The organism is Oryzihumus sp. JJN4-3R (genome assembly GCF_057747915.1).
The window spans coordinates 1,335,076-1,352,458 of the sequence record NZ_CM173229.1 but is presented as its reverse complement, the minus strand read 5'-3'; the positions used below and the strand labels follow the sequence as shown (position 1 = coordinate 1,352,458).

The following is a 17,383-nucleotide window of genomic DNA, read 5'->3' as shown; positions in this document are numbered from 1 at the left end:
TCGCAGGCTCCCTTGATGGCCCGGCGAGCCACTGTCCCAGCCTCCTCAGGCCTTGCTCGCAGGGTCCCGCGACGACCCAGCGGACGACCTGCCTTGACGTTTCCTTGCCCGCGCGCTCCTCGATCGGCCGCCCCTCCTCCCGTCGGTAGGGTCGGGCCATGGCTGACCTGGGGGACGTCTCGTGGCCGCCTTCCCCGATCCGGACGGAGCGGCTCGTGCTGCGCGAGTCCGAGGCCCGGGACCGTGCGGCGACCATCGAGCTGTTCGCCTCACCGGAGGTGGGTGCCTACGTCGGTGGCGCCCGACCGCATGACGAGCTCGAGCGGGCGGTGCCCGAGGTGCCCGGACGGCGCCCAGGCCTCTTCGTGGTCGAGCTCGACGGGGCGATGATCGGCACCATCGAGCTCAACCAGCGTGACGCGGAGCAGCGCAGCCCGGCCCGTCCGGACGTGGGGGAGACCGCCGAGCTCGGCTACCTGTTCCTGCCGGAGGCGTGGGGGCACGGCTACGCCGCCGAGGGGTGCGCCGCGGCTCTCGACTGGTTCGCCGACGCGCGGCCCGGTGAGTCGGTGGTGCTCGCCACCCAGACCGCCAACGACCGCTCGATGCGCCTCGCCGCGAAGCTGGGGTTCACCGAGGTGTCGCGGTTCGAGGCGTGGGGTGCCGAGCAGTGGTTCGGCAGGTGGTCCCCGGTCACGGCGACCGGGTGAGGTCCCGCGTCCGGTGGGCGGGCAACGGCCGGGCCACCTAGAGTCCGACCATGGGGGAACCGGGCATCAGCGAGCGCGACCGTCTGCAGTACTTCCTCGACCAGCAGCGCGGCGCCGTGCTGGCGATCATCGAGGGCCTGGACGAGACCCAGCTGCACACGCCGGTGCTGCCGTCGGGCTGGACGCCGATCGGGCTGGTCCTGCACCTGGCGGGTGCCGAGTCCTTGTGGTTCCAGCGAGTCGCCCTCGGGACGTCGCCCCAGGTCACGTGGGACGACGGCATCGACGACCCGCCCTATGACCCCGAGGGCCCGCTCACGACCGGCCACGCCAGCGCTGCGGTGATCGAGCACTACCGGCGGCAGTGCCGCATCTCCAACGAGGTCCTGCACTCCCGCGACCTCGACGCGCCACTGCCCGGCGACCCGGGGCTGTACTGGCCCGGCGAGCCCATCACCGACCTGCGCTGGGTGGCCCTGCACCTGGTCGAGGAGACCGCGCGCCACGCCGGGCACCTGGACGCGGCTCGTGAGCTCCTCGACGGCGTCACCGGGCGCGGTCCCCGCTAGCCGGAGTGCACAAGGCAGCGCACCGCCCCTACCGGAGGGCCTGGCGGTACCAGTCGGTGGGCAGGATGACGATCCTGTCGTCGCCGGGACGGGGGCTGCCGCGGAAGGTGTTGCTCGTGACCAGCCACAGCCGCCCGTCCGGCGCGGACACCACGGTGCGCAGCCGGCCGTAGGTGCGGTAGAGCAGCCGTCGCGGCTGACCGACGGACGTGCCCCCGTCCAGCGGCACCCGCCACAGGCACTCCCCGCGCAGGGCCGCGAGGTAGGCCGCCCCGTCGGCCCCGATCGCCAGCCCGCTCGGCGAGGCGTCGTCGGTCGGCCACTCCACCAGCGGGTCGACGAACCCGGCGCGGTGCCCGATGCCCTCCACCTCCGGCCAGCCGTAGTTGGCGCCGGGGCGGATCAGGTTGAGCTCGTCCCACGTGTCCTGGCCGAACTCGCTGGCGTACATCAGGCCGTGCGGGTCCCACGCGATGCCCTGCACGTTGCGGTGCCCGAGCGACCAGACCCGCGAGCCCGGGAACGGGTTGCCCGGTGCCGGCTGCCCGTCGGCCGTCACGCGCAGGATCTTGCCGCCCAGCGAGCCCTTGTCCTGGGCGTTCGGCCGGATCCCGGCGTCGCCCGTCGTGACGTAGAGGTAGCCGTCCGGGCCGAACGCCAGGCGCCCACCGTTGTGGTTGCCGGCCTTGGAGATGCCCGAGATGATCACCGGTCCCGGGCGAAGAACGTTGTCCTGCAAGGACATCCGCATGACCCGGTTGTCCCCGGCGGCGGTGAGGTAGACGAAGACCTGGTGGTCCGAGGCGAAGTGGGGCGACAGCGCGATACCGAGCAGGCCACCCTCCCCACCCGGCACGACCCCGGGGACCCGCCCCAAGGTGCGTGGCGGCGCACCCGGTCGCACCAGCAGCACCCGGGCCGTATCGCGCTCGGTCACCAGGGCGCTGCCGTCACCGAAGAGGGCGAGTCCCCACGGGACGGACAGGCCGGTGGCCACGACCGTCGTGGTGCTCACCGGGGACGGCGTCGCCGTCGCAGGGCCCGGGGAACCGGACGTGGGCGACGCCAGGGTCGTCGTTGTCGTCGTGTCCGACCCCGACCCTGCGGGTGAGGACACGACCGGACCGGCCGGGGAGCCCGAGGTGCACCCGACCAGCGCCATCACCGCGGCGACCAGGGCCGTCGCGCCCGTCCTCATGCCACCCATTGTCGCGCCGCGGGAATACCTGGGCCCTCCGATGACTTGTACCACCCGGAGGGCGCGCCTTCAGTTGCGTTGCCGTCCAAGCCCTTCCACATCCGGGACCGACCTGTCGGCTCCCGCGATCTGACGACCCTGGAGGCCAGCGTGACCGTGACCCAGACCCCGACTCCCACCCTTGACGCCCGCCTCGCCGACTCGACCACGACCACCTGCACCTCGGCACTGCGCCTCCCGCGCCAGCCGCGGGTCCGCTTCGCGCTGTCCGAGCGCGCCGCGCGACGCCACCTGGAGCAGTTCGGGACGGCGCAGCAGGGTCGGTAACGTCCCCTGCATGCCCGTCATCTCGTTGCCCGACCCCTCGTGGTCGGGGCTCGTCGGTCCGCTTCCCGGGGTCGAGGTCGTCCACTGGGACATGACCTGTCCGCCACCGCGGGCTGACGAGCTCGAGGTCGTCGTGCCGCCCTACCTGGGGCCGCGCCCGCGCCTGCGTGACGTGCGGGACCTGCCCCGGCTGCGGCTCGTCCAGCTGCTGACCGCCGGCTACGAGGACGTGCTGCCGCACGTCGCGCCGGGGGTCCAGCTCGCCAACGCCGCCGGGGTTCACGACGCCTCGACCGCGGAGCTGGCGGTGGCGCTGGTGCTCGCCGCCCAGCGCGGCCTGCCCGAGCTGGTGGCCGCTCAGTCGCGCGCGGAGTGGCTGCCGACGACCATCCGCGGGTCGCTGGCGGACAAGAAGGTGCTGGTCCTGGGCTACGGCTCGATCGGGCACGCGATCGCCCGGCGGCTGGCGCCCTTCGAGGTCGCGCTGACCGCGGTGGCCTCCACGGCCCGCGCCGGGGACGAGCTCGTGCCGTCCGTGCACGGCGTCGCCGAGCTGCCCGAGCTCCTCCCGCAGCAGGACGTCGTGGTCGTCATCGTGCCGCTGACCCCCGACACGGCCGGTCTGGTCGATCGCGACTTCCTGGGTGCGATGAAGCCCGGTGCGCTGCTGGTCAACGTGGCCCGCGGCAAGGTCGTGGACACCGACGCGCTGGTCGAGGCCCTGTATGCCGGCCGCGTGCGTGCCGCGCTCGACGTCACCGACCCCGAGCCGCTGCCGGCCGACCACCCGCTGTGGCAGGCGCCCGGGACGATCATCACCCCGCACGTCGGTGGTGCCACCGAGGCCTTTGCCCCCCGGGCCGCGCGGCTGCTGCGCGAGCAGCTCTCGGCCTTCGTCGGAGGGCGGCCGCTGCTGAACCTGGTCCACTCCGGCTGAACCCGTTGCCGCTGTCGGACCATAGGTCCAGACTGCGAGACATGACGCAGACCGTGGTGGGGATCGGCACGCGCAAGGGGCTCTGGGTGGCCCGCAGCGAGGACCGTCGGACGTGGACGCTGGACGGACCGCACTTCATGATGCGCGAGGTCCCGAGCATCGCCTTCGACACCCGCGCGGGACGGCACCGGGTGCTGGTCGGGGTGCGCTCGGAGCACTGGGGGCCGACCGTCATGCGCAGCGAGGACCTCGGCGGTGCCTGGGAGGAGACGCCCGAGGGGGCGATCCGCTTCCCCGAGGACACCGGGGCCGCGCTGGCGCGGGTCTGGCAGATCGTGCCCGACCCGCACGACGACGACGTCGTCTGGGCCGGCACCGAGCCGCACGGCCTGTGGCGCAGCGCCGACGGCGGCCGCACCTTCGAGCTCGTGCGCGGGCTGTGGGACCACCCGCACCGTCCGGAGTGGGGTGAGGGCGCCGGCGGGGGTGCGATCCACACGATCCTGCCCGACCCGCGCTCCGCCGACGCGATGCTCGTGGCCATGAGCACCGGCGGCGTGTACCGGACGGCCGACGCCGGGCGCTCCTGGGAGGCCAGCAACCGGGGCATCCGCGCCTCGTTCTACCCCGACCCGTTCCCCGAGTTCGGCCAGTGCGTCCACAAGGTGGCCCGCGACGCCGTCAACCCCTCGCGCCTCTACGCGCAGAACCACCACGGGGTCTACCGCTCCGACGACGACGGCGCCTCGTGGGACTCCATCGCCGAGGGCCTGCCCACCGATTTCGGCTTCGTGATGCAGGCCCATCCGCACCGTGGCGACAGCGTGTGGGTCGTGCCGATCACCTCCGACCGTGAGCACGTGCCCCCGCACGGCGAGCTGCAGGTGCAGCACACCACCGACGCCGGTCGCACGTGGCAGGTCCACGACTCCGGCCTGCCGCAGCCGTCGTGGACCTGTGTCCTGCGCGACGCGTCCGGCGTGGACTCCCGCGAGGACACCGGCTTCTACTTCGGCACCCGCAACGGCGACGTCTACGCCTCGACCGACGGCGGGACCGCGTTCACCCGGATCGCCGAGCAGCTGCCGGACGTCCTCTGCGTGCGGGCGGTGGACCTGCCGTGAGCCCCGACGTGCGGGTGGTCCTGCCGGGCGTGCTGCGCGAGCTGGCCGGCGGGCAGGCCGAGCTCGACGTGCCGTGCGACGACGGAGCCGTCGTCCGTGACGTGCTCGACCGAGCCCTGGCGGACCGCCCGCTGCTCGGCACACGCGTCCGCGACGAGACGGGGGCGGTCCGCCGCCACGTCAACGTCTTCCTCGGCGGCCGTGACGTGCGCTTCGACGCCGGTCAGGACACGCCGGTCCACGCCGGCGACGTCATCCACATCCTGCCGTCGGTCTCCGGGGGCTGAGCCCGGCCGGGGTGTCGCCAGGCCGCGGTGGGGTCAGGCGGCGGGCACCACCAGGTGGGAGGCGAGCCAGGACGCGGCGAGGTCGGCGACCTCCTCGAGCGCGCCGGGCTCCTCGAACAGGTGCGTGGCGCCGGGCACCACGGCGAGCTCCGCCCGGGGGAGGCGCTCGAGGGCGGCGCGGTTGAGGTCGAGCACGATGCGGTCCCGGGCCCCGACGATCATGAGCACCGGGCACTGCACCTGGCCGAGGGCCTCGCCGGCGAGGTCGACCCGGCCGCCCCGGGAGACCACGGCGCGCACGTGGGTGGGGGACCCCGCCGCCGCGATGAGGGCCGCCGCGGCGCCCGTGCTGGCGCCGAAGTAGCCCAGCGGCAGGGCCTCGAGCACCGGCTGGCGCGCCACCCACCGGCCGGCACCGGCCAGGCGGCGGGCCAGCAGCGGGATGTCGAAGCGGAAGCTGCCGTCGATGGCGTCGAGGCGCTCCTCCGCGACGGTCAGCAGGTCCAGCAGCACCGTGGCGAGCCGGCGGTCCTGCAGGGCGCGGGCCACCTGACGGTTCCGCGGGCTGTGGCGGCTGCTCCCGCTGCCGTGGGCGAACATGACGACCCCGTGGGCCCGGTCCGGCAGGGCGATGTCCGCCTCGAGGGTGATGTGGTCCCCCACCGAGACAGGCCTGGTCGTGACGCGGTGAGTCACCACCCCAGTATTCGGCGGCCGGCCGCCGCACCCCGGGACCGATGGCCCGGGTGCACCTGGGACCGGCAGCACGAAGCTCGGCGTGCGGGCGAGAGGTGGGCTCAGGGGGTGGCGGCGGGCGGGGGCTCGGAGACGGCGGCCAGGACCAGCGGGAGGAACCGGCGCTCCAGGCTGCCGCGGGGGACCCTGCGCGGCTCCAGCAGGTGCTGGGCCAGGCCACCCTGGTAGACCGCCAGTGCCAGGCGGACGAACTCCTCCGGGGTCACCGACAGCTCGAGCCCGTGCTCGTCGGCGATGCGCCGGACCAGCCGGGCGAGCTGGCTGCGCACCTGGGCCTGCTGGCGCGCCCAGGCCCGACCGGCCTCCTTGTCCCGGATCGCGTGGAGGGTGAACTCGGTCTGCAGGAGGAACCACTGCTCCTGCGCCTGCGGGCGCTCGGCCCACACGTCGAACACGCCCTCGAGGATCGCCTCGGGGTCGGCCGACGCACGGGCCGCCAGCGACTCCACCCGCTCGGTCAGGCGCTGGACGTGCCGCTCGTAGAGCGCCAGGACCAGGTCGTCCTTGGAGGAGAAGTTGGAGTAGAAGGCGCCGCGGGTGAAGCCGGCGCGCTCGCAGATGTCCTCCACGCTCGCGCCGTGGAAGCCGCGGTCGGCGAAGACCTCGGTGGCGGCGCCCAGCAGCCGGGTGCGCGTCGCCTCGCGTCGGGCCGAGCGAGGCGCCGGTGTCGGGTCCTCAGCGGTGGGGGAGGTCACGTCCCTCCCGGTCGATCGCACCATGGGAGCGAGAATACACTTGCGTATTGAATACAGATGTGTATCGAACCAAGGAGGCTGACGGTGCACCTCGTCGTCGAGGACGTCCACGTCGCCGGGAGCCACGCCCCGCTGCTGCTCCCGACCTCACTGGAGGCACGCAGTGGTGAGGTCACGCTGGTGGCCGGCGACCCGGGATACGGGCACGTGGCCCTCGCCCTGGCCGTGGCGGGCCACCTTCCCCTGACGGGCGGCAGCGTCACCGTGGACGGCGACGCGGGCCTCGAGCGCCGGCGCCGTGCCGTCGCCCTCGTGGACCTCGCCGGCGTCAGCGAGCCGGAGGCCAGCGTGCCGGTCCATGCCGTGCTGGGGGAGCAGCTGGCCCTGGCCGGGCGCCGGGCGCGGCGCCGCGACGTGCGGGCCTTCCTGGCCGAGCGCGACGCCGCCGCGCTGTGGTCCGAGCGGTTCGAGCACGTGCCCACCGGTGTGCGCACCGCCTGGCTCGCCGACCTGGCTTCCCGGCGCGAGGGGGTCGAGGTGGTGGTGCTGGCCAACCCGGACCGCTTCGGCGGCGACCCGTTCGACTGGTGGTCGGTGGCCGAGGGCCTCGCTGCCAGGGGCCTCGCCGTCGTCGTCCAGTGCACCCACGACTCGGCCCGGCTGCTGCGTCACCCGATCCGTCATCAGCTCGGAGGAGCCCTGTCATGACCGCCCTGCGCCTCGCCCTCACCGAGCTGCGCCGGCTGACCTCGGGTCGGCTGCCCCGCGTCGCGCTCGCCTCGCTGGTGCTCGTCCCGACGATCTACGCCGGGCTGTACCTCTACGCCAACAAGGACCCCTACGGCGGGCTGAGCCGGGTCCCGGCCGCCGTCGTCGTGGAGGACGCCGGCACCACGCTGGCCAACGGCGAGCGCCTCGACGCCGGCCCGCGGGTCGGGCACGACCTCGTGGCCTCCCGCAGCTTCGACTGGCACCAGGTCAGCCGGGCCGAGGCGGTGCGGGGGGTGGCCGACGACCGCTACGACTTCGCGCTCATCGTGCCGCGCGACTTCTCCGCGGCGCTGGCCTCCAGTGCCGAGTTCCACCCGCGCCAGGCGCAGCTGGAGATCGCGACCAACGACGCCAACAACTACCTCGCCCACACGATCGCCAACAACGTCGTGGCGCAGGTGACCAAGGCGGTCGCCGAAGACGTGAGCTCGACCGCGGCCAACCAGCTGCTGCTGGGCTTCTCGACGATCCACGGCAAGGTCGCCCAGGCGGTCGCCGGCGCGGGCGACCTGAGCGACGGTGCCGCCCGGGCCGAGGCCGGCTCCGCGCGCCTGGCCGACGGCGCCGGGCAGCTGGTCGACGGCGAGCGCGACCTCGTCCGCGGCACCGACCGGCTCGCGGCAGGGATCGACCGCGCCGACGGCGGCGCCCACGACCTCAGCGACGGCACGGCACGCCTGGCCGCCGGGTTGGCGACGATGGACCAGCAGACCGCCTCGATGCCCGCGCAGACCCGCGCTCTCGCGGACGGGGCGCAACGGGTCGCCGACGGCAACGCGCAGATGGCCGCCGGTGCCCGCGAGGTCGCCGCCAGCTCCCAGCGCCTGGCCGACGCCGTCACCGCGACAGACGGCAGCCTCGCCGCGGTGCTGCGGGCCCAGGGCCTGACCCCGGCGCAGGTCGACCGGGTGCTGGCCGCCACACGCCAGCTGTCCGGCCCTGTCACCACGGCCAACGGCCGGGTGCAGCAGGTCAGCGGCCAGATGACGGCGCTGTCCGACGGGTCCAACCAGGTGGCCGCCGGCGCGCGCCGCCTCGCCGACGCGGCCGGCCCGCTGCACGACGGCATCCACCGGGCCTCGACCGGCGCGGCCCGCACGCACACCGGCGCCGCCGCCCTGGCCACCGGGATGGACCAGCTGTCCACCGGCGGCCACCAGCTGCAGGCCGGCCAGCGCAAGGCCCTGTCCGGGGCCGAGCAGCTGCACTCGGGGGCCGCCTCGCTGCACGACGGCCTCGGCCGCCTCGACGCCGGCGCGACGAAGCTGCACGACGGCCTGGCCCAGGGGCTGCGCTCCATCCCCGACCCCAGCGCCGCGAACCGCAAGGCGGTCGCCCAGACGATCGGTGACCCGGTCGCCGTGCGGCACAGCAGCCAGGCGAGCGCCGGCAGCTACGGAGCCGGCCTGGCGCCCTTCTTCCTCTGCCTCGCGCTGTGGATCGGGGCCTACGTGCTCTTCCTCCTCGTCCGGCCGCTCTCGCCCCGCGCCCTCGTCGCCGGGCAGCCGGCCTGGCGCGTCGCCCTCGGCGGCTGGCTGACGCCCGCGCTGCTCGGCGTCGCCCAGGTGGCCGTGGTCCTGAGCGTGGTCTTCCTCGGCATCGACCTGCACGCGGCCCACCCGCTCGGCGTGGTCGGGTTCGTGCTGTTCACCTCCGCCACGTTCATCGCGATCCTGCACGCGCTCGCGGCGCGCTTCGGCTCCGCCGGCAAGTTCCTCGGCCTGGTGCTGCTGGTCCTGCAGCTGGTCAGCGCCGGCGGCACGTTCCCGTGGCAGACGTTGCCGCTGCCCCTGCACGCGCTGCACCACGTGCTGCCCATGAGCTACGCCGTCGACGGCATCCGCCACCTGATGTATGGCGGTTCGCTCACCTCCGTGGGCAAGGACGTCGCGGTGCTGGCGGCCTACCTCGTCCTGGGGCTCGCGGTCTCCAGCGTCACCGCCCGCGGTGCCCGCATGTGGACGCCCTCGCGGGTCAAGCCCGAGCTCGTGCTCTGAACCACTGGCGTGTCGCCGTCCGCTTCGGGATGCTCGTGCCGTGACCGTCGCAGAACGCACCCTGATCCTGCTGCGCCACGCCAAGGCCGAACACGGCGGGGGAGTGCCTGACATCGAGCGCGAGCTGTCCGCGCGCGGCCGCCGCGACGCCGAGGCGGTGGGGCAGTGGCTCGCCGACCAGGACTTCGCCGTCGACCTCGTCGTCTGCTCGACGTCGGCCCGCACCCGGCAGACGTGGGAGACCGCGGCCGAGGCCGGCGCCGAGGCCGACGACGTGTGGTTCGACCGCCGGGTCTACGACGCCAGCCCGGAGGAGCTGCTCGAGGTCGTGCGGGAGGTGCCCGAGACCGCGACGGTGGTCGTGCTCGTGGGGCACGCACCCGGCATACCGGCCCTGGCGGGCGACCTCGCGGTGAGCGGCGGCGGCTCGGACCGCGCGTGGGCGCGCCTGGATGACGGTCTGCCCACGTCCGGGATCGCGGTGCTGTCCTACACGGGCAGCTGGGCCGAGCTCGGCCCGGAGGACGCCGTGCTGGAGGACGTGCTCGTCCCGCGCGGCTGAGCCCCCCGGCGACCTCCGGACCATGTCTGGACCGCTCATCGAGACGGCCGTCCCAGTCCTCGGACGCCGCGTCCTATGATCCGGTCATGACGCAGACCCCGACGCCCGCTTCCGGCACGCCCGACATCAAGCCCCGCAGCCGCGACGTCACCGACGGTCTCGAGCGGGCCGCTGCCCGCGGCATGCTGCGAGCGGTCGGCATGGGGGACGAGGACTTCGCCAAGCCCCAGATCGGCGTCGCCAGCTCGTGGAACGAGATCACCCCCTGCAACCTGTCGCTGGACCGGCTGGCCAAGGCGGTCAAGGACGGCGTGCACGCCGGCGGCGGCTACCCGCTGGAGTTCGGCACGATCAGCGTCAGCGACGGCATCTCGATGGGCCACGAGGGCATGCACTTCTCCCTCGTCAGCCGCGAGATCATCGCCGACTCGGTCGAGACGGTCATGCAGGCCGAGCGCCTCGACGGCAGCGTGCTGCTCGCCGGCTGCGACAAGTCGCTGCCGGGCATGCTCATGGCCGCCGCGCGCCTCGACCTGGCCAGCGTCTTCCTGTATGCCGGGTCGATCCTCCCGGGGATCGCCAAGCTCAGCGACGGGTCGGAGAGGACGGTCACGATCATCGACGCGTTCGAGGCGGTGGGCGCCTGCGCCGCGGGCCGGATGAGCCGCGAGGACGTCGACGCCATCGAGCGGGCGATCTGCCCCGGTGAGGGCGCCTGCGGCGGGATGTACACCGCCAACACCATGGCCAGTGTGGCCGAGGCGATCGGCATGAGCCTGCCCGGCAGCGCGGCCCCGCCGGCCACGGACCGCCGCCGGGACGGCTTCGCCCGGCGCTCGGGCGAGGCGGTCGTGGAGCTGCTGCGTCGCGGGATCACCGCGCGCCAGATCATGACCAAGGAGGCGTTCGAGAACGCCATCGCCGTGGTGATGGCCTTCGGCGGCTCGACCAATGCCGTCCTGCACCTGCTCGCGATCGCCCACGAGGCCGACGTCGAGCTGAGCATCGAGGACTTCCAGCGGATCGGCGCGAAGGTCCCGCACCTGGCCGACGTCAAGCCGTTCGGGCAGTTCGTCATGACCGACATCGACCGGGTCGGCGGAGTGCCGGTGGTGATGCGGGCCCTGCTCGACGCCGGCCTGCTGCACGGGGACTGCCTCACCGTCACCGGCCGCACCGTCGCCGAGAACCTCGCCGACATCCGCCCGCCGGACCCGGACGGGCACGTGCTGCGCGCCGTCGGCTCGCCGATCCACGCCACCGGCGGCCTGACCATCCTCAAGGGGTCGCTGGCTCCCGAGGGTGCCGTGGTCAAGACCGCGGGCTTCGACGAGACGGTCTTCGAGGGGACCGCGCGGGTCTTCGACGGCGAGCGGGCCGCGATGGACGCGGTCGAGGCCGGCAAGCTGGCTGCCGGGGACGTCGTCGTCATCCGCTACGAGGGGCCCAAGGGCGGGCCGGGGATGCGCGAGATGCTCGCCGTCACCGGGGCGATCAAGGGTGCCGGGCTGGGCAAGGACGTCCTGCTGCTGACCGACGGGCGCTTCTCCGGCGGGACGACCGGCCTGTGCGTCGGCCACGTGGCGCCCGAGGCGGTCGACGCCGGGCCGATCGCGTTCATCCGCGACGGGGACCGGATCCGCCTCGACGTCGCCGCCGGCACCCTCGACCTGGACGTCTCCGAGGAGGAGCTCGCGCAGCGGGCCGAGGGCTTCGAGCCGCCGGCGAGCAAGTACCCCAGGGGCGTGCTCGCGAAGTACCGCAAGCTGGTCCAGAGCGCGTCCCGCGGCGCGGTCTGCGACTGACCTCCGGGGGTGTCGGGATGGGCGTCCGTCCACGAAGCGGACGCCCATCCCACATCGTGGGACGAAAGGAGGGGCCGATTGACACCCCTTCGGGGCGGGGCGCAATGTTGGGCCGTGGCCCGAATCCTCGTACTCCCCAAGCGCGCCGACTGAAGTCCCCGGTCAGCGCGCTGCCCCTCATGTCCGACACCGGACCGAGGGGCTTTTTTGTCGGCAGAGCAGGACCAGGGCAGCACCACGACGCACCCGCGGGTGCACCAGACAGGACGTGAAAGCGGTGACGACAGTGACGGACGGAACGCCCCCCGGGTCGGGTTCCCCGGACTCCCACGCCCCCTCGCCGGCCGACCTCGCGGCGACGGCCCGCCCCCGTGGCGGGGCCTCCGTCACCGGCGCGCAGAGCCTGGTCCGGTCGCTGGAGTCGGTCGGCGTCGACACGGTCTTCGGCATCCCGGGCGGGGCCATCCTGCCGGCCTACGACCCCCTGCTGGACTCCACCAAGGTGCGCCACATCCTCGTGCGCCACGAGCAGGGCGCCGGCCACGCCGCCGAGGGCTACGCCTCGGCCACCGGCCGGGTCGGCGTGTGCATGGCGACCAGCGGCCCGGGCGCCACCAACCTGGTGACCCCGATCGCCGACGCCTACATGGACTCGGTCCCGATGGTCGCGATCACCGGCCAGGTCTCCTCTGCCGCCATCGGCACGGATGCCTTCCAGGAGGCCGACATCCGCGGCATCACGATGCCGATCACCAAGCACAACTACCTGGTCACCGACCCGGCGCAGATCCCGCGGGCGATCGCCGAGGCGTTCCACATCGCCTCGACCGGCCGGCCCGGCCCCGTCCTCGTCGACATCAGCAAGGACGCGCTCCAGGCACAGACCACCTTCGACTGGCCGCCGAAGATCGACCTGCCCGGCTACCGGCCCGTTGCCCGCCCGCACAACAAGCAGATCCGCGAGGCGGCCCGGCTCATCGCCGAGTCCCGCCGGCCGGTCCTCTACGTCGGCGGCGGGGTGATCCGCTCCGGGGCCAGCGACGCGCTGCGCGAGCTGGTCGAGCTCACCCAGATCCCCGTGGTCACCACGCTGATGGCACGCGGCACCGTGCCCGACCGCCACCCGCTCAACCTCGGTATGCCGGGCATGCACGGCACGGTCGCGGCCGTCACCGGCCTGCAGAAGGCCGACCTGCTGATCACGCTGGGCGCCCGCTTCGACGACCGGGTGACCGGGCAGCTGTCGACGTTCGCCCCGCACGCCAAGGTGATCCACGCCGACATCGACCCGGCCGAGATCTCCAAGAACCGGGTCGCCGACGTGCCGATCGTCGGGGACTGCAAGGACGTCATCCACGACCTGCTCGCCGCGATCCGCGCCGACGCCGAGGCGGGCCATCGTGGGGACTACGAGGCCTGGCACGCCCAGGTGCAGGAGTGGAAGCAGACCTACCCGCTCGGCTACACCGCGCCCGAGGGCGACTCCGTCGCCCCGCAGCACGTCATCGAGCGGCTCGGGGCGATCAGCGGCCCGGAGTCGGTGTTCGTCGCCGGTGTGGGCCAGCACCAGATGTGGGCAGCCCAGTTCATCGGCTACGAACGCCCCAACAGCTGGATCAACTCCGGCGGCCTCGGGACCATGGGCTTCGCGGTGCCGGCGGCCATGGGCGCCAAGGTCGGCCAGCCCGACCGCACCGTCTGGGCCATCGACGGCGACGGCTGCTTCCAGATGACCAACCAGGAGCTGGCCACCTGCGTCATCAACAACATCCCGATCAAGGTCGCGGTGATCAACAACTCCAGCCTGGGCATGGTCCGGCAGTGGCAGACGCTGTTCTACAACGAGCGCTACTCCAACACCGACCTGCACACGAGCGTCAACCGCCGGGTCCCCGACTTCGTCAAGCTCGCCGACGCCTACGGCTGCGTCGGGCTGCGCTGCGAGACCCCCGACCAGGTCGACGCGACGATCGCCAAGGCGATGGAGATCAACGACGTGCCGGTGGTCGTGGACTTCGTGGTCCACCGTGACGCGATGGTGTGGCCGATGGTCCCGGCCGGCGTGAGCAACGACAAGATCCAGACCGCGCGTGGCATGACACCTGTTTGGGAGCGTGAGGAATGAGCAAGCACACCCTGTCGGTGCTGGTGGAGAACAAGCCCGGCGTGCTCGCACGCATCGCCGGCCTGTTCTCCCGGCGCGGCTTCAACATCGACTCCCTCGCGGTGGGCCCGACCGAGCACCCGGAGATCTCCCGGATGACCGTCGTGGTCGACGTCGAGGAGCTGCCGCTGGAGCAGGTGACCAAGCAGCTGAACAAGCTCATCGAGGTGCTCAAGGTCGTCGAGCTCGACCGGGCCGCCGCGGTGCAGCGCGAGATCCTGCTGGTCAAGGTCAAGGCGGATCTCGGCAGCCGCTCCCACGTCCTCGAGACCGCGCAGCTGTTCCGCGCCAAGGTCGTCGACGTGGCCCCCGATGCCGTGACCATCGAGGCCACCGGCAACAGCGACAAGCTCGAGGCGCTGCTGCGCGTCCTGGAGCCGTTCGGCATCAAGGAGCTCGTGCAGTCCGGCATGGTCGCCATCGGCCGCGGGCCGCGCTCCATCACCGACCGTGCCCTGCGGTCCGCCTGAGGCGACCGCACGGCATACCCGCACCACCTGACCCACGCAGGTTGCCCCGCGCCACCTGCATGACGAGAACCGTTCGACGCAAACCTGTTCGACGCAACCGAAGGAGCTGGCCGACGTGGCCGAGATGTTCTACGACGACGACGCTGACCTGTCCGTGATCCAGGGCCGCAAGGTCGCCGTCATCGGGTACGGCAGCCAGGGGCACGCCCACGCCCTGAACCTGCGCGACTCCGGGGTCGACGTGCGCGTCGGCCTCGCCGAGGGCAGCCGCTCGCGCGCCAAGGCCGAGGCCGAGGGCCTGCGGGTCCTCTCCGTGGCCGAGGCGGTCCAGGAGGCCGACATCATCGTCATCCTCACCCCCGACCAGGTGCAGCGGAAGGTCTACGCCGAGTCGATCGAGCCCCACCTCAAGGACGGCGCCGCGCTGTTCTTCGGCCACGGCTTCAACATCTGCTTCGGCTACATCACCGCCCCCGAGGGCGTGGACGTGGCCATGGTCGCCCCCAAGGGCCCGGGCCACCTGGTCCGCCGCGAGTACGTCGACGGCCGCGGCGTGCCGGTGCTCGTCGCCGTGGAGAAGGACGCCTCGGGCAAGGCCTGGGACCTGGCGAAGTCCTACGCCAAGGCGATCGGCGGCCTGCGTGCCGGCGGCATCAAGACCACCTTCACCGAAGAGACCGAGACCGACCTGTTCGGTGAGCAGGCGGTCCTGTGCGGTGGCGCCTCGCAGCTGGTGCAGTACGGCTTCGAGACGCTCATCGAGGCCGGCTACCAGCCCGAGGTCGCCTACTTCGAGTGCCTGCACGAGCTCAAGCTCATCGTCGACCTCATGTACGAGGGCGGCATCGCCAAGCAGCGCTGGTCGGTGTCCGACACGGCCGAGTACGGCGACTACGTCTCCGGGCCGCGGGTCATCGACGCCCACGTGAAGGAGAACATGCAGGCGGTCCTGAAGGACATCCAGGACGGCACCTTCGCCAAGCGCTTCATCGACGACCAGGACGCCGGCTCCCCGGAGTTCACGGCCCTGCGGGCCAAGGGCGAGCAGCACCCGATCGAGAAGACCGGGCGTGAGCTGCGCGGCCTGATGAGCTGGATCAAGCCGACCGACAGCGACTACGTGGAGGGCACCGCCGCCCGCTGAGGCGGCTGAGCCGGGGCCGCCGACAGCGGCACCCGGCCACCCGGCACACCGGCGAGGGACTGGTCACAGGTGTGATCAGTCCCTCGTCGCGTGCGGGCGAGGTGGGCGAAATGTGCGGTTCGGGTCTAGCGTGGGTCCGCTCTCCCGCCGCCCTGGAAGGGGAAAACCCGCACATGCTGCACACCGTCGTGCCCGCTCAGGGCCTGCGTCTCTCGTTGGGAGGCGCGGACTACCTGATCCTGATCACCTACTTCGCGGTGGTCCTGTTCATCGGCTTCGCCGTCCGGCGCAGCATCCACAACAGCGAGGACTTCTTCCTCTCCGGGCGGTCCCTGCCCGCGTGGATCACCGGACTGGCGTTCATCTCGGCCAACCTCGGCGCCACCGAGATCTTCGGCATGGCCGCCAACGGCGCCAAGTACGGCATCTCCACGGTGCACTACTACTGGATCGGCGCCGTCCCGGCGATGATCTTCCTCGCGCTGGTGATGATGCCGTTCTACTACGGCTCCAAGGTCCGCAGCGTCCCCGAGTACCTGCGCCGCCGGTTCAACGCGCCGACCCACCTGTTCAACGCGGGCACGTTCGCGCTGTCGGCGGTCGCCCAGGCCGGCGTCAACCTCTTCGCCTTCTCGGTGATCCTCGAGGCGCTGCTCGGCTGGCCGAAGTACCTCTCGATCATCGCCGCCGGCATCTTCGTCCTCGTCTACATCACCCTCGGCGGCCTGTCCTCGGCCATCTACAACGAGGTGCTGCAGTTCTTCGTGATCCTCGCGGGCCTCATCCCGCTGACCTTCGTCGGCCTCAAGGCCGCCGGCGGCTGGGGCGGCCTGACCGGCAAGATCCAGGGCAACAAGAACGCCGGTGAGGGCTTCCTGCACGCCTGGCAGGGCACGGCGATCGGCCATGTCACCAACCCGATCGGCTCCAACTGGCTGGTCATCGCGATGGGCCTGGGCTTCGTGCTCAGCTTCGGGTACTGGACCACCAACTTCGCCGAGGTGCAGCGCGCGCTGTCGGCGCAGAACATGTCTGCCGCCCGGCGCACCCCGATCATCGGCGCGTTCCCCAAGCTGGTCATCCCGTTCTTCACGGTCATCCCCGGCCTCATCGCCCTCGCCATGGTCCCCGGCCTCGGCGCAACCGACACCGAGGGCAAGGGCCTGACCTACAACGACGCCATCCCGGCACTGATGGAGCGCTACCTGCCCTCCGGCGTGCTCGGCGTCGCCGTCACCGGCCTGCTCGCCGCCTTCATGGCCGGCATGGCCGCGAACATCTCCAGCTTCAACACGGTCTTCACGTACGACATCTGGCAGGACTACGTGAAGAAGGACCGCCCCGACGGCTACTACCTGCGCGTCGGCCGGATCGTCACCGTGATCGGCGTCCTCGGCGGCATCGGCACCGCGTTCATCGCCTCGAAGTTCGGCTCGATCATGGACTACCTGCAGCTGCTGTTCTCCTTCTTCAACGCGCCGCTGTTCGCCACCTTCATCCTCGGCCTCTTCTGGAAGCGGATGACCGGCTGGGCCGGCTTCTGGGGTCTGGTCGCCGGCACGCTCGGCGCGGCAGCAGCCTGGGGCGCCGGGACGCTCTCGCTGGTGCACTACAACAGCGACAGCGACGGCAACTTCAAGGGCGCGATCGTGGCGTTCGTCGCCGACATCGTCGTCTCGGTCATCGTCACGCTGCTCAGCCGCCCCAAGCCGGTCACCGAGCTGCAGGGCCTGGTCTACGGCCTGGGCAAGCACGACATGAGCGCCGGCGCCGTGGTCGGCGACGAGGCGTGGTACCGCTCGCCGGTCGTCTTCGGCCTGGTGGCGCTGGCGCTGTCCTTCGCCCTCTACATCCCGTTCATCTAGGC

General features: G+C 72.6%; 17 protein-coding genes. 14 read left to right on the top strand and 3 right to left on the bottom strand.

What is annotated here, in order from left to right:
• Window positions 1–158 precede the first annotated feature (158 nt).
• Window positions 159–710, top strand: a complete 552-nt coding sequence (locus AC3ANM_RS06120) for a GNAT family N-acetyltransferase (RefSeq protein WP_488287255.1) — start codon at window positions 159–161, stop codon at window positions 708–710.
• 50 nt (window positions 711–760) lie between these two features.
• Window positions 761–1,279 (top strand): DinB family protein, encoded by a 519-nt coding sequence (locus tag AC3ANM_RS06115; RefSeq protein WP_488287254.1) that lies wholly within the window; start codon window positions 761–763, stop codon window positions 1,277–1,279.
• Window positions 1,280–1,307: 28 nt separating this feature from the next.
• Here AC3ANM_RS06115 and AC3ANM_RS06110 read toward each other — a convergent pair whose 3' ends face one another.
• Window positions 1,308–2,477, bottom strand: coding sequence for a PQQ-dependent sugar dehydrogenase (locus AC3ANM_RS06110; RefSeq protein ID WP_488287253.1), 1,170 nt, complete (start codon window positions 2,475–2,477; stop codon window positions 1,308–1,310).
• A gap of 150 nt (window positions 2,478–2,627) precedes the next feature.
• Here AC3ANM_RS06110 and AC3ANM_RS06105 point away from each other — a divergent pair, with 150 nt between their 5' ends.
• Genes AC3ANM_RS06105 through AC3ANM_RS06090 form a run of 4 tightly spaced genes read left to right on the top strand, consistent with a single transcriptional unit; the run spans window position 2,628 to window position 5,152 of the window.
• Window positions 2,628–2,804 (top strand): hypothetical protein, encoded by a 177-nt coding sequence (locus tag AC3ANM_RS06105; RefSeq protein ID WP_488287252.1) that lies wholly within the window; start codon window positions 2,628–2,630, stop codon window positions 2,802–2,804.
• A 10-nt stretch (window positions 2,805–2,814) separates the two neighbouring features.
• Entirely contained in the window at window positions 2,815–3,741 is a 927-nt protein-coding gene (locus tag AC3ANM_RS06100; protein WP_488287251.1) for a 2-hydroxyacid dehydrogenase, read from the top strand.
• A 41-nt stretch (window positions 3,742–3,782) separates the two neighbouring features.
• On the top strand, window positions 3,783–4,865 hold the full coding sequence (locus AC3ANM_RS06095) for a WD40/YVTN/BNR-like repeat-containing protein (protein ID WP_488287250.1): 1,083 nt from the start codon (window positions 3,783–3,785) through the stop codon (window positions 4,863–4,865).
• On the top strand, window positions 4,862–5,152 hold the full coding sequence (locus AC3ANM_RS06090; RefSeq protein ID WP_488287249.1) for a ubiquitin-like small modifier protein 1: 291 nt from the start codon (window positions 4,862–4,864) through the stop codon (window positions 5,150–5,152). Before AC3ANM_RS06095 ends, AC3ANM_RS06090 begins: the two co-directional genes overlap by 4 nt.
• Before the next feature lie 33 nt (window positions 5,153–5,185).
• Here AC3ANM_RS06090 and AC3ANM_RS06085 read toward each other — a convergent pair whose 3' ends face one another.
• Window positions 5,186–5,848, bottom strand: a complete 663-nt coding sequence (locus AC3ANM_RS06085) for a dienelactone hydrolase family protein (protein WP_488287248.1) — start codon at window positions 5,846–5,848, stop codon at window positions 5,186–5,188.
• Between the two features lie 101 nt (window positions 5,849–5,949).
• Window positions 5,950–6,627 (bottom strand): TetR/AcrR family transcriptional regulator, encoded by a 678-nt coding sequence (locus AC3ANM_RS06080; RefSeq protein ID WP_488287247.1) that lies wholly within the window; start codon window positions 6,625–6,627, stop codon window positions 5,950–5,952.
• A 60-nt stretch (window positions 6,628–6,687) separates the two neighbouring features.
• Here AC3ANM_RS06080 and AC3ANM_RS06075 point away from each other — a divergent pair, with 60 nt between their 5' ends.
• The 8 genes from AC3ANM_RS06075 (at window position 6,688) to AC3ANM_RS06040 (ending at window position 17,381) form a co-directional block, all read left to right on the top strand.
• Window positions 6,688–7,311: a P-loop NTPase family protein gene (locus AC3ANM_RS06075; RefSeq protein ID WP_488287246.1), complete on the top strand. Its 624-nt coding sequence runs from the start codon at window positions 6,688–6,690 to the stop codon at window positions 7,309–7,311.
• Window positions 7,308–9,371 (top strand): YhgE/Pip family protein, encoded by a 2,064-nt coding sequence (locus AC3ANM_RS06070; RefSeq protein WP_488287245.1) that lies wholly within the window; start codon window positions 7,308–7,310, stop codon window positions 9,369–9,371. Before AC3ANM_RS06075 ends, AC3ANM_RS06070 begins: the two co-directional genes overlap by 4 nt.
• Window positions 9,372–9,411: 40 nt before the next feature.
• A complete protein-coding gene (locus AC3ANM_RS06065) occupies window positions 9,412–9,933 on the top strand; it encodes a SixA phosphatase family protein (protein ID WP_488287244.1) in 522 nt (173 codons plus the stop codon).
• Window positions 9,934–10,019: 86 nt separating this feature from the next.
• A complete protein-coding gene (gene ilvD, locus AC3ANM_RS06060; RefSeq protein WP_488287243.1) occupies window positions 10,020–11,738 on the top strand; it encodes a dihydroxy-acid dehydratase in 1,719 nt (572 codons plus the stop codon).
• Window positions 11,739–12,015: 277 nt separating this feature from the next.
• Window positions 12,016–13,863, top strand: coding sequence for an acetolactate synthase large subunit (locus AC3ANM_RS06055; RefSeq protein ID WP_488287242.1), 1,848 nt, complete (start codon window positions 12,016–12,018; stop codon window positions 13,861–13,863).
• The gene (ilvN, locus tag AC3ANM_RS06050; RefSeq protein ID WP_488287241.1) at window positions 13,860–14,372 is read left to right on the top strand and encodes an acetolactate synthase small subunit; all 513 of its coding nucleotides are present in this window, start codon (window positions 13,860–13,862) and stop codon (window positions 14,370–14,372) included. The genes AC3ANM_RS06055 and ilvN overlap by 4 nt, the downstream gene beginning before the upstream one ends.
• A 115-nt stretch (window positions 14,373–14,487) precedes the next feature.
• Window positions 14,488–15,516 (top strand): ketol-acid reductoisomerase, encoded by a 1,029-nt coding sequence (gene ilvC, locus AC3ANM_RS06045; protein WP_488287240.1) that lies wholly within the window; start codon window positions 14,488–14,490, stop codon window positions 15,514–15,516.
• Between the two features lie 173 nt (window positions 15,517–15,689).
• On the top strand, window positions 15,690–17,381 hold the full coding sequence (locus tag AC3ANM_RS06040) for a sodium:solute symporter family protein (RefSeq protein WP_488287239.1): 1,692 nt from the start codon (window positions 15,690–15,692) through the stop codon (window positions 17,379–17,381).
• Window positions 17,382–17,383 lie beyond the last annotated feature (2 nt).

Coding starts and splice junctions, on each gene's coding strand:
- AC3ANM_RS06120 (WP_488287255.1), top strand. CDS start 159: ATGGCTGACCTGGGGGACGTCTCGTGGCCGCCTTCCCCGATCCGGACG.
- AC3ANM_RS06115 (WP_488287254.1), top strand. CDS start 761: ATGGGGGAACCGGGCATCAGCGAGCGCGACCGTCTGCAGTACTTCCTC.
- AC3ANM_RS06110 (WP_488287253.1), bottom strand. CDS start 2,477: ATGAGGACGGGCGCGACGGCCCTGGTCGCCGCGGTGATGGCGCTGGTC.
- AC3ANM_RS06100 (WP_488287251.1), top strand. CDS start 2,815: ATGCCCGTCATCTCGTTGCCCGACCCCTCGTGGTCGGGGCTCGTCGGT.
- AC3ANM_RS06095 (WP_488287250.1), top strand. CDS start 3,783: ATGACGCAGACCGTGGTGGGGATCGGCACGCGCAAGGGGCTCTGGGTG.
- AC3ANM_RS06080 (WP_488287247.1), bottom strand. CDS start 6,627: ATGGTGCGATCGACCGGGAGGGACGTGACCTCCCCCACCGCTGAGGAC.
- AC3ANM_RS06070 (WP_488287245.1), top strand. CDS start 7,308: ATGACCGCCCTGCGCCTCGCCCTCACCGAGCTGCGCCGGCTGACCTCG.
- ilvD (WP_488287243.1), top strand. CDS start 10,020: ATGACGCAGACCCCGACGCCCGCTTCCGGCACGCCCGACATCAAGCCC.
- ilvN (WP_488287241.1), top strand. CDS start 13,860: ATGAGCAAGCACACCCTGTCGGTGCTGGTGGAGAACAAGCCCGGCGTG.
- AC3ANM_RS06040 (WP_488287239.1), top strand. CDS start 15,690: ATGCTGCACACCGTCGTGCCCGCTCAGGGCCTGCGTCTCTCGTTGGGA.